This is a genomic window from Cohnella terricola (assembly GCF_007786475.1).
Lineage (GTDB): Bacteria > Bacillota > Bacilli > Paenibacillales > Paenibacillaceae > Cohnella > Cohnella terricola.
This window is the reverse complement of sequence record NZ_VNJJ01000011.1, coordinates 39718-54345: the sequence shown is the minus strand read 5'-3', so window position 1 is coordinate 54345 and position 14628 is coordinate 39718. Positions and strand designations below refer to the sequence as shown.

Here is a 14628-nt window from a genome sequence, read left to right as displayed (position 1 = left end):
AAGATTATGTTATATTAATTTTGGTAATCATGTGGATAACACTGTCTGCAGAAGAGTGGGGAAACCCACTCTTTCCGTTTTGTCTGCGGATCTTTACGGTTGTGAAGGCTGCGGCAATCCATTTGGAACATCGGGAGGTATACCCTATTGAATTCACCGCAAATCAAGTCCATCGTCGAAAACTTCGCGACCTCCTTCCTGGAGGAGAACGGGTTGGAATTGGTGGACGTGGAGTACGTGAAGGAAGGCAGCAACTGGTTTTTGCGTATTTACGTGGATAAGGAAGGCGGGATCGATATCGACGATTGCGGCCGTTTCTCCGAATTCATCAGCGCAAAATTGGATGAGCTGGATCCTATAGAAGAAGCGTATTTCCTGGAAGTCAGTTCTCCCGGCGCCGAAAGGCCGCTCAAAAAGGCGGAAGACGTCGCGAAAGCGGTCGGCAAGCATGTGTTCGTGACGACGTACGAAAAGATTGACGGGGCCAAAGAGTTCGAAGGACGGCTGGAAGAGTTCGACGGAACGACGATCATCGTGGAAGTCGGACGCCGCAAACATGCCATCCCTTACGATAAAGTGGCCTCCGCTAGGTTGGCCATTGTTTTCTAATTTATTGAGAACGGCGACGATCCGCGGTTATATGCTGTCGGAGTAGCCGCTTAAGGAGGAATAAACAAGACATGAGCATGGAGTTTATCGAAGCGCTATCCGAAATCGAGCGGGAGAAGGGCATTGCCAAGGACGTCCTGATCGAAGCTATCGAAGCGGCACTGATCTCCAGCTACAAGCGCAACTTTAATACGGCTCAGAACGTTCGCGTCGATATTAACCGGACAACAGGGCTCATTAAAGTCTACGCCCGCAAAACGATTGTGGAAGAGGTTCTGGATCCGCGATTGGAGATTTCGCTCGAAGCTGCGAGAGCGATCAATCCGCACTATCAGCTCGACGATATCGCGGAGATCGAAGTTACACCGCGGGACTTCGGACGGATCGCCGCCCAGACGGCCAAACAAGTCGTTACACAGCGCATTCGCGAAGCGGAGCGGGGATTGATCTATCACGCGTTTGTAGACAAGGAACAAGATATCGTGACAGGCATCATTCAGCGGATGGATCTGCGCAACTTATACGTCGACCTCGGCAAAGTCGAAGCGGCTCTTCCGCTCACCGAGCTGATGCCTACGGACAAGTTCAAACAAGGAGATCGCGTCAAATCCTTCATCACGAAGGTCGAGAATACGAGCAAAGGCCCGCAGATCATTCTTTCCCGCACTCATCCGGGATTGTTGAAACGTTTGTTCGAGCTGGAAGTGCCTGAGATTTTCGACGGTACCGTGGAAATCCGTTCTGTTGCGCGCGAGGCGGGCTTCCGTTCCAAGATCGCGGTATACTCTCGTAACGAAGAAGTTGATCCCGTCGGATCGTGCGTCGGTCAGCGCGGCACTCGCGTCCAATCGATCGTGACGGAACTGAAAGGCGAGAAAATCGACATCGTGCGCTGGTCGGAGGCGATCGACGAGTACGTCGCGAACGCTCTTAGCCCATCCAAAGTGCTCGAAGTCATCGTCTTTGAAGCGGAGAAAATGGCGCGCGTCATCGTACCTGATTATCAGCTTTCCCTCGCGATCGGCATTAAGGGCCAGAACGCCCGTTTGGCTGCGAAGCTGACCGGTTGGAAAATCGATATTAAGAGCGAGACTCAGGCCGAACAGGAGTACGGACGTCCAAAATCGACCGGAGCGACAATGCATCAGGACAGCGTATCCATCGACTAAGGGGGATCGCCGTGAGGCCAAGGAAAATTCCGCAGCGCAAATGCGTTGCATGCCAGGAAATGAAACCGAAAAAAGAACTGATTCGCATCGTCCGTTCTCCTCAGGGAGACATTCAGATCGATCTGACCGGCAAGAAGCCCGGACGTGGAGCTTATTTGTGCGGCAATGTCGCCTGCTTCAAGCTCGCGAAGAAGTCCAAAGCTTTCGAACGGGCTTTGAAGACGCCGGTTGGATCCGAGATTTACGACCGTCTGGAAGCGGACTTCATTCTAGTGGAGGATCAGTTCCAGGCGAATAAGGAGCTGGCGGACGACGATGAAGACGGCGAATAAAGTGTTGTCCCGGCTTGGCCTCGCCACGAGGGCGGGCAAGTTGATCAGCGGCGAGGAAATCGTGCTTAAGGCGATCAGATCGGGCGAAGCTAAGCTTGTCTTGCTAGCCGGCGACGCATCGGGTAATACGGCGAAAAAAATTAGCGATAAATGCAAGAGTTACGGTGTGCCACTGTTAGTCGGTTTTACACGATTCGAATTGGGATCGGCTGTCGGGAAACCCGAACGCGTGATGTTTGCTGTTACGGATAGGGGATTTGCGGATATGCTGGCCGCCGGTTGGAATCATCACTCGGAGGTGGAGAATATTGAGTAAACAAGATCAAACGGATAACAAGGATAAGCTCAGAGTTTACGAATACGCCAAGCAGCTCAATATGAGCAGCAAGGAAGTCATAACCATATTGAAAAGAATGAACATGCCGGTCAACAACCATATGAGCGTGATGGAAGACGGCATGACGGGCGCGGTGGAGAAATTCTTCCGCGATATTAAAGCGAATGCCGCGGCTAAAATGGCCCAAGCTTCCGCTAAACCGGCAACTGCACCTGAGCGTCGTCCACAATCCGCGGCACCTGCCGCAGCAAGCGCGCCAAGCGCCGAAACACCGAAAGAGCCGGTACAGCAAGCACGTCCGGCTGCTCCGGTTATTTCGTCGACGCAAGAAGCGCCGACGGCTCCGGTTGCTTCTTCTGCGAACACGGCTGCTCCGTCCGCGCCGACTCAACGCGAAGGCGGCAATCGTCCACAAAGCGGCGGCCAAGGCGGATATAACCGCGACGGCAACCGTCCGCAAGGCGGTCAAGGCGGATATAATCGCGACGGCAACCGTCCGCAAGGCGGCCAAGGTGGATATAACCGCGATGGCAACCGTCCACAAGGTGGTCAAGGCGGCCAAGGCGGATACAACCGCGATGGCAACCGTCCGCAAGGCGGTCAAGGCGGATATAACCGCGATGGTAACCGTCCACAAGGCGGTCAAGGCGGCCAAGGCGGATACAACCGTCCGCAGGGCGGTCAAGGCGGCCAAGGCGGATACAACCGTCCGCAGGGTGGTCAAGGCGGCCAAGGCGGATACAACCGTCCGCAGGGTGGTCAAGGCGGCCAAGGCGGATACAACCGTCCGCAAGGCGGTCAAGGCGGCCAAGGCGGATACAACCGCCCGCAAGGCGGTCAAGGCGGTCAAGGTGGTCAAGGTGGGTACAACCGTCCGCAAGGCGGAGGCCAAGGCGGATTCAACCGCCCGCAAGGCGGTCAAGGCGGCCAAGGTGGATTCAATCGTCCGCAAGGCGGAGGCGCGACTTCTGCCCGTCCGGGTCAAGGCGTCGGCGCAGGTCGCAGTCCGGCTCCGTCTGCAACAGGAGCGAACAGGGGCGGACGCGACGGTAAAGGCCGCGAGGGGGATTTCAACCGTTCCGGCGGTCCGGGAGCAGCAGGCAAGCGGAAAGATCAGAACAGCCGCTTCGACGACAGCAGAAACAATTATAGAAGTGCCAAGGGCAAAGGCGGCAAGAACGCTCGTAAGAACAATCAACCGCCGCGCGAGAAGATTGACAATACGCCGAAGAAGGTTATCGTTCGCGGTAACATGACAGTAGGCGAATTGGCGAAGTTGCTTCATAAAGACGCTTCCGAAGTGATCAAGAAGCTCCTTATGATGGGCGTGATGGCCACGATCAACCAAGATCTGGATCTCGACACCGTCTTGCTTGTCGTCTCCGAATATGGCGTAGAAGCCGAAGTGAAGATCGTCGTAGAGGATACGAACTTCGAAACCATCGAAGAAAACGACGATCCGAACGATCTCATTAGCCGTCCACCGGTTGTCACAATTATGGGACACGTTGACCACGGTAAAACGACCCTGCTCGACGCGATTCGCGAAACGAAAGTCGCTAGCGGCGAAGCCGGCGGCATTACGCAGCATATCGGAGCTTACCAAGTCGAAATCAACAACAAGAAAATTACGTTCCTCGATACGCCTGGTCACGAAGCGTTCACGACGATGCGTGCCCGCGGAGCGCAGGTTACCGATATTACGATTCTGGTCGTTGCCGCGGATGATGGCGTCATGCCTCAGACCGTGGAAGCGATCGCGCACGCGAAAGCGGCGAACGTCCCGATTATCGTGGCCGTGAACAAGATCGACAAGCCGTCCGCGAATCCGGACAAAGTCAAGCAGGAATTGACCGAGTACGGACTCGTTCAGGAAGAGTGGGGCGGAGACACGATCTTCGTCGAAGTGTCCGCTAAGCAACGGCTGAACTTGGATGGCTTGTTGGAGATGGTCTTGCTCGTCGCCGAAGTGAACGATTATAAGGCGAACCCTAACAAACGCGCACGCGGTACAGTCATGGAAGCCGAGCTCGACAAAGGAAAAGGACCGGTTGCCCGGATTCTCGTGCAGAACGGTACGCTTAAAGTCGGCGACGCGTTCGTGGCAGGCGATTGCTTCGGACGGATTCGCGCGATGACGAACGACCGCGGCCGCCGTATTAAAGAAGCGGGACCGTCGACTCCGGTCGAGATTACCGGTCTGACGGAAGTTCCGCAGGCGGGCGATCCGTTCATGGTGTTCGAAGACGAGCGCAAAGCGCGCGAGATTTCCGACAAGCGTTCGATTAAGACGCGTCAATCGCAGATGAAGGCGAACCAAGCGGTAACGCTCGAAGATCTGTTCAGCAAGATCAAAGAAGGCGACATGAAGGAATTGAACGTCATCTTGAAAGCGGACGTTCAAGGCTCGCTCGAAGCGCTCAAAGGCTCGCTCGAGAAAATCGAGATCGAAGGCGTTCGCGTGCGGACCATCTACAGCGGCGTAGGCGCCGTTACGGAGTCGGACATTATTCTGGCTTCCGCTTCTTCCGCGATCGTTATCGGCTTTAACGTTCGTCCGGAACCGCGCGCACAAGGCATCGCCGAGCAAGAGAAGGTTGATGTGCGCCTGCACTCGATTATCTACAAAGTGATCGAAGAGATCGAATATGCGATGAAGGGCATGCTCGATCCGATATTCAAGGAAAAAGTGATCGGTCACGCGGAAGTTCGCGAGACGTTCAAGGTTACGAAAGTCGGCACGATCGCCGGTTGTATGGTTATCGACGGCAAGATCAGCCGGAACGCCGAAGCTCGCCTGACTCGCGGAGGAATCGTTGTCTACACAGGCAAGATCGATTCCCTCAAGCGGTTCAAGGATGATGCCAAGGAAGTTTCGGAAGGATATGAATGCGGAATTACGCTGGATAAATTCAATGACCTCCAACAAGGCGACATTATCGAAGCCTTCGTCATGGAATCGGTTGAGCGCTAATCCCAGCAGTACACGAAGGTGGGATCTGAATGGCCAAATTCAGAGTCGGACGGGTCGGAGAACAGATTAAGAAAGAAATCAGCAGCATTATTCAGACGGAATTGAAAGATCCCCGGATCGGTTTTATTACCGTGACGGGGGTAGACCTCACGAACGATCTGTCGCTAGCTAGAGTGTATTTAAGCATTCTGGGCAGCGAAGAGCAGAAAGAAGAGACGTTGAAGGCGATTGGACGCGCCAACGGCTTTCTGCGTTCAGAGCTGGGTCGCCGCGTGAAGCTGCGCCATACTCCGTCGATCGAATTCCGTTTCGACAGCTCAATTGCATACGGCAGCCATATCGAAGCGCTGCTGCAGCAAATTAACAATCAATCTTTGGAGTCTTAGGATTCGTCGGGGGGAAAAAGCATGTGGGTCGAAGATTTGAAGGAAGCGGCCGCTTTCATTCGCGAAAGGGACGATTTCTTGATCGTTTCTCATGTGCAGCCCGATGGCGATGCGATCAGTTCTACCGTAGTCATGGGGTGGCTGCTGGAGCAGCTTGGCAAAACCTATACGATGTTGAACGAGGGCCCCGTGCCCTCCAGGCTTCGTTTCCTCTGGAAAAGCTCGGAGATTCGATCGCTTGACGGGGAATTGAACGGACCAACGCGGCAATATCGAAACGTCATTTGCGTGGATTGCGCGGATTACGCGCGAGCAGGAAGAGCACGGGAGTGGATTGCTCCTGATGCAGAGATCCTCAATATCGACCATCACCCGACGAATGACGGATTCGGTCGCGTCAACTTAATGAAATTCGATGCGGCAGCGACTGCCGAAATTTTGTTCGAGTTACTGGACGAAATGGCGCTTCGGCCGGACGTGCACGTTGCGACCGCTATTTATACGGGATTGCTGACGGATACGGGCGGCTTCCGCTATTCGAATACTTCGCCTCTCGTCATGGCTATGGCTTCGCGACTGCTCGAACTGGGAGTCAACGGACCCGAACTCGCGGAGACGTTGCTCGAGCGCATGACAGTTGGACAACTGCATATTTTACAGCGCGGACTGTCACGGTTATCCCTCACTTCCAATCAGCGGATCGCCTGGGTATGGGTTACCTCCGAGGATCTCGAGGAAACGGGTGCGACCAACGAAGATCTGGAAGGCTTGGTTAATTACCCTCGCAACATCGAAGGGGTCGAGGTCGGACTGCTGTTTAAGCAGAACGGCACGCAATCGGTGAAGGTCAGCATGCGTTCGGCGGGCAAAGCGAATGTTGCGGCGATCGCCCAGCTCTTCGGAGGAGGCGGTCACGTCAAGGCGGCGGGCTGCAGATTGACAGACCCGTTGCCGGACACGATCGAGCAAGTCATTGGCGCCGTGCAGAAAGCGTTGGATGAATCATGAATCAACCGAAGGAACAACAATGGGAAGGCGTTCTTGCGATCTGGAAGCCTGCGGGATGGACTTCGCACGACGTCGTCGCCAAAGCAAGGAGATTGCTTCGGGAACGCAGAATCGGCCATACGGGGACGCTCGATCCCGCCGTGACGGGGGTGCTTCCCTTATGCGTCGGACGCGCGACTCGAATGGTCGAATATTTGCAAGAGTCGCCCAAAACCTATCAAGCGACGCTTCGTTTCGGACTCGCTACAGATACGGAAGACTTGAGCGGCAACGTAATCGAGACGGCAGACGCTTCATTCTTAACGCGGTCAATGATCGAGGAGGCCGCGCTATCTTTCGTCGGAGAGATCGATCAGATTCCTCCGATGGTGTCGGCGGTCAAAGTGGACGGCAAACGTCTTTACGAACTCGCACGGCAGGGCTTGACGGTAGAACGGAAGCCGAGGCGCGTCACGATTCATCTCATTGAAATACTCGGGGTGAGCGTCGGCGGCGAACAGCCGGAGCTAACGTTCACTGTGTCTTGTTCCAAAGGAACTTATATTCGAACTCTATGTGCGGATATTGGACGCAAGCTGGGCGTGCCCGCCGTGATGGCCGAGCTTGTGCGTACGGAAAGCGCGGGACTTCGCCGGGATCAGTGCGTTACGCTTGAGCAAATCCCGGAGCTTATCGAGAACGGCGAGATTAGCGAGAAGCTGATTGCGGCCGACCGGTTGCTGACGAATTTTCCGTCATCCACCGTACCTTCTCCGGAGTCACAGCATGTGCTTCAGGGTAAAGGGATCAGTGCGGAAAGACTGCAGCCGCCTCCGGACCGGCAGGGAATACGGAAGCTTTACCGCTCGGACGGGGTTTTTCTGGGGTTATTTTCCGTTGATGAGACGCTGCGAACAGTTCGTCCGGTCAAAGTGTTTCTCGTCCCGGAAGATCGGCCGAGCGGCAGTCAGTCCGATTAAGCAGGAGGGCATCAGGTGGAACGGTATGATATATCAATCGCGAATGTAAAGGGGGATCTCCCCGAAGGTGCTCGCAAGGAAGGCATTTCGCTTGCGATCGGTTTTTTCGACGGCGTGCACTTGGGACATCAGGAAGTCGTCCGTCAGGCGGTTGCGCTTGCGAGGCAGCGCGGATTGGTTCCCGCCGTGATGACTTTCGATCCGCACCCGAGAGTCGTGCTCGGGCACGGGTCCCAATTCGATACGGTGCTTACTCCATTGGAGGACAAGCTTGCCTTATTTGCTGAATTGGGAGTAGAAGCTGCATACGTGATCCAGTTTGAAAGGGAGTTCTCGGAAGTGACCGCCGAGCGATTCGTCAAGACGCTCATCGCTCCTCTTGGCGTCAAAGCGACGACCGTAGGCTTTGATTTTGCATTCGGACATCGGGGGCAAGGCAACGCCGAGACGCTGAAGGAATACGGGGACGGAGAGATTGAAGTACAAGTCGTCGCGCCCGTATTCATGCAAGAGGAGAAAGTCAGCAGCACCCGAATTCGCGGGCTGCTTGAGGATGGGCTAATCTCGGAAGCTTCCGAATTGCTAGGAAGGCCTTACGTCATTAAAGGGATCGTCGTTCACGGCGACGCCAGAGGCCGACAGCTCGGTTATCCGACCGCGAATTTGCAGCCGGAGCAGCCTTATGTCATTCCGCGCTCGGGCGTCTATGCGATTCGGATCGGCGTTTTATCGGAGACGGGAGAGCCGGAGAATGAATATAACGGAGTGCTTAATGTTGGTTACCGACCTACATTCGATGCTCCGGGAGGCGCGCTGAAGCTGGAAGCGCATCTGTTCGATTTCGACGGCGACTTGTACGGACGGAAGCTTGCTCTAAGTTTGCATACGTTCTTACGGGCGGAGAAGAAATTCGAATCCATCGATCAACTGGTTCAACAAATTTCCAGCGATTCCGCGAGAGCGAAAGAGATATTATCTTCCGACTCAAATGCATAGAGAGCGAATCCGATCGGATTCCGTTAGACTTCAAGATGGAGTTATGCTATACTATAAAACGTTGCTGTCGACGGGCAATTGCCCTTAGATCAGCATACAGGAACCTTAGCTTGGCGAAGCGTTCTCACCGACGCCAGCTCGGCTAATGGCGATTCTAATGAAGGAGGTGAACAAGGATGGCATTGACGCAAGAGCGTAAACAAGAATTGATCGCTGAGCACAAGACTCATGCGACGGACACCGGATCTCCGGAAGTCCAAATCGCTATCCTTACGCAGAACATCAACAATCTGACAGGACACTTCAGGGAGCACAAGAAAGACCATCACTCCCGTCGCGGTCTGCTTAAGATGGTTGGTCAACGTCGTAAGTTGCTGGCATACTTGAAAAACAAAGATGTTAGCCGGTATAGTGCCCTGATTGCAAAATTGGGACTTCGCCGTTAATTGGTACTCGCAAGAAAGCAACCTGGCCATGTCTATCAGGGCTTATAGCCCTAACAGGCGATCAGGTTGCTTTTTCCCTATTTACGATAGACGATACTGTCGGTCCATGCCTAAGCAGCCTTTCGGCAGGAAATACTAGGAACAGTGTCGAAATTACATAAAGTTAATTCCTAAGAGGAGGGTATTGGTTTGGAACAAAGCGTGGACATGCAGCTTGGCGGACGACCGTTTACTCTGGAGACCGGACGGCTTGCGAAGCAGGCAAGCGGCGCCATCGTCGTTCGCTACGGAGATACGGTAGTACTGTCTACCGTAACGGCTTCAAGCGAGCCTAAAGATCTAGACTTTTTTCCGCTTACCGTTAACTACGAAGAACGTTTATATGCGGTAGGTAAAATTCCTGGAGGATTCATCAAACGGGAAGGACGCCCAAGCGAGAAGGCGATTCTAGCCAGCCGTTTGACGGACCGTCCGATCCGGCCGCTTTTCCCGGAAGGGTTCCGCAACGATGTACAGATCGTGAACCTGGTGCTTAGCGTAGATCAGGATTGTTCGCCGGAGATCGCCGCAATGATCGGTACTTCCGCGGCACTGTCGATCTCGAACGTGCCGTTTAACGGTCCGGTCGGAGGCGTTATCGTCGGAAGAATCGACGGCAAATTCGTCGTCAACCCGACGCAGGAACAGGAAGAAATCTCGGACATGTACGTCGTTGTTGCCGGAACGCGCGACGCGATCATGATGGTCGAGGCGGAAGCAAACGAGGTTTCCGAGACGGATATGCTCGAAGCCATCATGTTCGGCCATGACGAAATCAAGAAAATCGTCGATACGATCGAACGTCTGGTTGCCGTTGCCGGCCAGCCTAAGATGGAAGTCGTACTGCATAGCGTCGACGCCGGAGTCGAAGCGGAAGTGAAAGCGTACGCTCAAGAGCGTTTGATCGAAGCCGTGCGCATCGCTGAGAAACACGCGCGCCAGGAAGCAATCGACGTCATCAACACGGAGACGGTCGAGCACTTTACCGGCGTCTATGTTGATACGCCTAGCAAACTCAGCGACGTGAAAGAAGTGCTTTATGATATCGTGAAGAACGAAGTACGCCGTCTGATTACGCATGACAAAGTGCGTCCGGATGGCCGCGGCTTGTCGGAAATCCGTCCGATCTCTTCGGATATCTCCATTCTGCCGCGCACGCACGGTTCGGGATTGTTCACTCGCGGACAGACGCAAGCGTTGAGCGTTTGTACGTTAGGGCCGCTGGGCGAAGTTCAAATCTTGGACGGCATCAGTCCGCAAGAATCGAAACGCTTCATGCATCACTATAATTTCCCGCCATTCTCCGTCGGAGAAGCGCGTCCGCTTCGTCCGCCTGGACGTCGGGAGATCGGACACGGAGCTTTGGGCGAGCGCGCTCTGCTTAAGGTTCTTCCGTCGGAAGCGGAATTCCCTTATACGATCCGTCTCGTATCCGAGGTGCTCGAATCCAACGGTTCCACTTCTCAGGCGAGCATCTGCGCAAGCACGCTTGCGATGATGGATGCGGGCGTTCCGATTAAAGCTCCGGTTGCCGGCGTGGCGATGGGCTTGATTAAAGACGGCGAACATACGTCGATTCTGACGGATATCCAAGGTATGGAAGACCATCTCGGCGATATGGACTTTAAGGTCGCGGGAACGGCTGCCGGAATTACGGCGATCCAAATGGACATCAAGATCGACGGCATCGATCGCCAAATTCTAAATGAGGCTCTCGACCAAGCTAAAGAAGGACGTATGTTCATCTTAGGCAAAATGCTGGAGACGATCCAAGAGCCGCGCAACGAATTGAGCAAGTACGCGCCGAAGATCGTGTCGATGAAAATCCATCCGGATAAAATCCGTGACGTTATCGGTTCCGGCGGAAAAATCATCAACAAAATCATCGAAGAAACCGGCGTCAAAATCGATATCGAACAAGACGGAACCGTCTATATCGCATCTGCGGACGAAGCGGCAAACCAACGCGCCCGCGCGATCATCGAAGGCATCGTCAAAGAAGTCGTCGTCGGGGAAGTCTATACGGGAACGGTTAAACGGATCGAGAAGTTCGGTTGTTTCGTGGAAATTCTTCCGAACAAGGACGGGCTTATCCATATTAGCCAATTGGCGAACGAACGCGTTGCCAAAGTCGAAGACGTCGTGAACATCGGCGATCAGATCGAAGTTAAGGTAACCGAGATCGACAATATGGGCCGTGTCAACTTGTCTCGCAAGGCTTTGCTCAGCCCAGAGCAGGCTCCTTCGGTATAACGCGCGTACGTACAAATCCATAAAGAAAACGGACAAAAGAGACTCCAACGTGAAGGTCTCTTTTTGTTTGCATAAAACCGGCACTACCTTGGGATGCTCACTCATAAAGCCCTAAATTCAGGCATAGGATGAAGGCAGGGAATCGGACAAGGCGGGTGAGTGAGTTGGCGAGAAAATTACCGGTTGGCATTTGGGCTGCGATGGGAATCTGTTTAACGGCGGTTTTGATCGCGGGTACTTTCGGTCCGCTAAAGCCATATGTACAGGCCGTCAAACCGCAGAAGGCTTCAATCTTGGCGACGACGGAAGATAATGGCGAAGACAAGCTGTTGAACTGGATCAAATCGGAAGCGCCCAAACGCAACCGGCCTCCGGTCGATGCGGTTATTGATCGGGTATGGAAGGCGGTTCCGGGGTATGAAGGGCGGGTCGTGGACGTACAAGCTACATATCTAAAAGCGAAGCTGGTCGGATCCGCGCCGGGCTCAGCCGAAGGGTTTCCCTGGGTGTATAAGACGGTAAAACCTAAAATTTCGTTAAAAGACTTGCCTAATCAACCGATCTACAGGGGAAATGAGGCCAAGCCGATGGTCGCCCTCATGATCAACGTTGCATGGGGGGATGAGTATATCCCATCTATGCTTGGTATTTTGCGGGAAGAGAATGTGAAAGCGACGTTTTTCTTCGACGGCTCTTGGCTTTCGAAGCATATGGACACAGCCAAGACGATCATCGGCGAAGGCCATGAAGTATCCAATCATGCCTATACCCACCCTGATATGAGCAAGCTTGGAGACGAGCGGCAAAGGCAGGAGATCGGCAGAACCGAAGAATTATTGAAAAAACTAGGTGTGAAAAACGTTTGGTTCGCCCCGCCATCGGGTTACTTCAACGATAATACGGTTAAGGTGGCCTCGGAGTACGGGTTAAGGACAGTTTTATGGACGCTTGATACGATCGACTGGAAGAAACCGGAACCTTCGGCTGTCGTCGCGAAGGTAGCGCAGAAGGTTGGCCCGGGAAGTTTGATCTTGATGCATCCGACTTCATCTTCTCAAGGCGCGCTCAAGGGAATGATTAAGGCGATCCGAAGCAAAGGCTATACCCTTGGAACCGTGTCCGAGACGCTCTCGTCGGATCGAATTGACGATCGGTTGTGACAAATGTCGGAATTTGATATAGTGGTATCACTGTTTATTAGCCAGTAAGCGAAGGGGGAAATCGGATGAACAAGTATCAGCTCAAGAACGGGCTTCGCGTGATGATCGAATCCATTCCGACGTGCAGATCCGTTTCGTTCGGGATATGGGTCAAGACCGGTTCCCGCTACGAAGACCTTAACAACAACGGTATTTCGCATTTTATTGAACATATGCTGTTCAAAGGAACGAATCGGCATAGCGCCAAAGATATCGCCGACCGTTTCGACGGGATCGGTGGGAACGTAAACGCGTTTACGTCTAAAGAATACACTTGTTATTACGCTAAAGTATTGGACCAGCATCTTCCGATCGCGGTCGACATTTTGTCAGATATGTTTTTTGAATCGCAGATGGTCGACTCGGAACTTGCCAAAGAAAAGAACGTCATTCTCGAAGAAATCTCCATGTACGAAGATACGCCGGACGATACGGTGCATGATCTGGCTTCCCGCGCCGCGTACCACGATCATCCGCTCGCCTATTCGATTCTGGGAACGGCCGAGCAATTGAATCCGATGGGCTCGGATCATCTCCGCCAATATATGAAGGAACGCTATCGCATCGATAACACAGTCATCAGCATTGCTGGCAATGTCGGGGAAGAAGCGCTTGAGTTGATCGAGCGTTATTTCGGTCGTTTCGACAATACGGGCAGCGATACGGTGCTGGAAGCTCCGGTGTTTCATTCCCAAGCTTTGTTCCATCAGAAGAAGACGGAGCAAAATCATCTCTGCTTGACTTTCCCCGGTTGCTCGATCAAAGCGCCGAATCTATACGCGATGATTCTTCTGAACAATACAATCGGCGGCGGAATGAGCTCCCGACTGTTCCAGGAAATCCGAGAAAAACGCGGACTAGCGTATTCGGTATACTCATACCACACTTCATATGCAGATAGCGGCTTGTTTACGGTATATGCCGGGACCGCACCTAAGCAAACGCAGGAAGTGTACGATGTCACGATGGACCTTCTCGGCGAGATTGCGGCTAAAGGGTTAAGCGAAGCTGAGCTTTCCCGCGGCAAGGAACAACTTAAAGGAAACTTAATCTTAAGCCTTGAAAGCACAAGCAGCCGGATGAACCGATTGGGTAAAAACGAGTTGATGCTCGGACGGCATTATACGCTCGACGAGATGCTCGACCGGATCGATCAAGTGAAGCTGTCGGATCTGGATGACATGATGCAGATGATGATGGCCCAGCCAAGCGCGGTCGCGTTAGTCGGCGCTAATCAGAAGGTGTTGTCAGGTATCGGGAGGGAATTCATTGTATCCAATTCAGTTGAAGAGACTGCCGGGTAATGAAGATATTGAACTGCCCCGCCAAATGTCCGAATGGGCGGCGGGATTCGATCTGCACGCCGCGGTATCTGAACCCGTAGCGTTGGAATCGGGGGAGCGCAAGCTAATTCCGACCGGTTTTGCGATGGCGATGCCCAAAGAGTTGGAAGCACAAATCCGGCCGCGGAGCGGCCTGGCTTATAAACACGGAATCACTTGTTTGAATTCGCCGGGGACGATCGACGCCGATTATCGCGGAGAAGTAAAGGTGCTTCTTGTCAACTTGGGGCAGGAAGCCTTCATCATCGAGCGGGGCGAGCGCATCGCGCAAATGGTTTTCCAGCGCGTGCCTCAGGTTGTCTTCGAGGAAGTGTCCGAGTTGACCGACACTTCCCGCGGCGCGGGCGGCTTCGGCCATACGGGCAAATAACTTTATCGTACATACGCAGCCAATCAATCCCGATCGGGGAAGGTTGGCTGTTTATTATTTTGGTAAGGCCGGTATCCCCATTGCTCAGAAAGCGAGTAACCCTGATATACTTTTGACCACTATCCCGCCCGCTCAGTCTCGTGCGTTTTGATGAACATGTCCGCCAGTTTCCTCCGCCGGTATTCCCATTTCTCAGAAAGCGAGTAAT

The 14628-nt window shown here is 53.6% G+C and carries 14 protein-coding genes; all 14 read left to right on the top strand.

Features of this window, described 5'->3' with window-relative positions:
* Positions 1-147 precede the first annotated feature (147 nt).
* The 14 genes from rimP to dut all read left to right on the top strand — a co-directional run bounded on the left by rimP (position 148) and on the right by dut (position 14420).
* The gene (gene rimP / locus FPZ45_RS17785) at positions 148-609 is read left to right on the top strand and encodes a ribosome maturation factor RimP (RefSeq protein ID WP_144704872.1); all 462 of its coding nucleotides are present in this window, start codon (positions 148-150) and stop codon (positions 607-609) included.
* A gap of 71 nt (positions 610-680) precedes the next feature.
* Positions 681-1778, top strand: a complete 1098-nt coding sequence (gene nusA, locus FPZ45_RS17780; RefSeq protein WP_144704869.1) for a transcription termination factor NusA — start codon at positions 681-683, stop codon at positions 1776-1778.
* Positions 1779-1789: 11 nt separating this feature from the next.
* On the top strand, positions 1790-2110 hold the full coding sequence (rnpM, locus tag FPZ45_RS17775) for an RNase P modulator RnpM (protein ID WP_144704866.1): 321 nt from the start codon (positions 1790-1792) through the stop codon (positions 2108-2110).
* Positions 2094-2426, top strand: a complete 333-nt coding sequence (locus FPZ45_RS17770) for a YlxQ family RNA-binding protein (protein WP_144704863.1) — start codon at positions 2094-2096, stop codon at positions 2424-2426. The genes rnpM and FPZ45_RS17770 overlap by 17 nt, the downstream gene beginning before the upstream one ends.
* Positions 2419-5421, top strand: coding sequence for a translation initiation factor IF-2 (gene infB / locus FPZ45_RS17765; protein WP_144704860.1), 3003 nt, complete (start codon positions 2419-2421; stop codon positions 5419-5421). Before FPZ45_RS17770 ends, infB begins: the two co-directional genes overlap by 8 nt.
* A 29-nt stretch (positions 5422-5450) precedes the next feature.
* A complete protein-coding gene (rbfA, locus tag FPZ45_RS17760; protein ID WP_144704858.1) occupies positions 5451-5807 on the top strand; it encodes a 30S ribosome-binding factor RbfA in 357 nt (118 codons plus the stop codon).
* A 21-nt stretch (positions 5808-5828) separates the two neighbouring features.
* Entirely contained in the window at positions 5829-6815 is a 987-nt protein-coding gene (locus tag FPZ45_RS17755; RefSeq protein WP_144704855.1) for a DHH family phosphoesterase, read from the top strand.
* The gene (gene truB, locus FPZ45_RS17750) at positions 6812-7774 is read left to right on the top strand and encodes a tRNA pseudouridine(55) synthase TruB (RefSeq protein ID WP_144704852.1); all 963 of its coding nucleotides are present in this window, start codon (positions 6812-6814) and stop codon (positions 7772-7774) included. Before FPZ45_RS17755 ends, truB begins: the two co-directional genes overlap by 4 nt.
* A gap of 15 nt (positions 7775-7789) precedes the next feature.
* Entirely contained in the window at positions 7790-8770 is a 981-nt protein-coding gene (locus FPZ45_RS17745) for a bifunctional riboflavin kinase/FAD synthetase (protein ID WP_144704849.1), read from the top strand.
* Positions 8771-8946: 176 nt separating this feature from the next.
* Positions 8947-9216, top strand: a complete 270-nt coding sequence (gene rpsO / locus FPZ45_RS17740) for a 30S ribosomal protein S15 (RefSeq protein WP_144704846.1) — start codon at positions 8947-8949, stop codon at positions 9214-9216.
* Positions 9217-9405: 189 nt separating this feature from the next.
* Positions 9406-11508, top strand: a complete 2103-nt coding sequence (pnp, locus tag FPZ45_RS17735) for a polyribonucleotide nucleotidyltransferase (protein ID WP_144704843.1) — start codon at positions 9406-9408, stop codon at positions 11506-11508.
* Between the two features lie 164 nt (positions 11509-11672).
* Positions 11673-12668 carry a polysaccharide deacetylase family protein gene (locus FPZ45_RS17730; RefSeq protein ID WP_246120488.1) on the top strand — a complete coding sequence of 332 codons (996 nt, stop codon included), beginning with the start codon at positions 11673-11675 and terminating at the stop codon, positions 12666-12668.
* Positions 12669-12733: 65 nt separating this feature from the next.
* On the top strand, positions 12734-14011 hold the full coding sequence (locus FPZ45_RS17725) for a M16 family metallopeptidase (RefSeq protein WP_144704841.1): 1278 nt from the start codon (positions 12734-12736) through the stop codon (positions 14009-14011).
* Positions 13977-14420 carry a dUTP diphosphatase gene (gene dut / locus FPZ45_RS17720; protein ID WP_144704838.1) on the top strand — a complete coding sequence of 148 codons (444 nt, stop codon included), beginning with the start codon at positions 13977-13979 and terminating at the stop codon, positions 14418-14420. The genes FPZ45_RS17725 and dut overlap by 35 nt, the downstream gene beginning before the upstream one ends.
* Positions 14421-14628 lie beyond the last annotated feature (208 nt).

Excerpts from the sequence above, each read along its gene's own strand:
- rpsO (WP_144704846.1), top strand. The coding sequence starts at position 8,947 with ATGGCATTGACGCAAGAGCGTAAACAAGAATTGATCGCTGAGCACAAG.
- rbfA (WP_144704858.1), top strand. The coding sequence starts at position 5,451 with ATGGCCAAATTCAGAGTCGGACGGGTCGGAGAACAGATTAAGAAAGAA.
- FPZ45_RS17755 (WP_144704855.1), top strand. The coding sequence starts at position 5,829 with ATGTGGGTCGAAGATTTGAAGGAAGCGGCCGCTTTCATTCGCGAAAGG.
- truB (WP_144704852.1), top strand. The coding sequence starts at position 6,812 with ATGAATCAACCGAAGGAACAACAATGGGAAGGCGTTCTTGCGATCTGG.
- FPZ45_RS17725 (WP_144704841.1), top strand. The coding sequence starts at position 12,734 with ATGAACAAGTATCAGCTCAAGAACGGGCTTCGCGTGATGATCGAATCC.
- FPZ45_RS17770 (WP_144704863.1), top strand. The coding sequence starts at position 2,094 with ATGAAGACGGCGAATAAAGTGTTGTCCCGGCTTGGCCTCGCCACGAGG.
- nusA (WP_144704869.1), top strand. The coding sequence starts at position 681 with ATGAGCATGGAGTTTATCGAAGCGCTATCCGAAATCGAGCGGGAGAAG.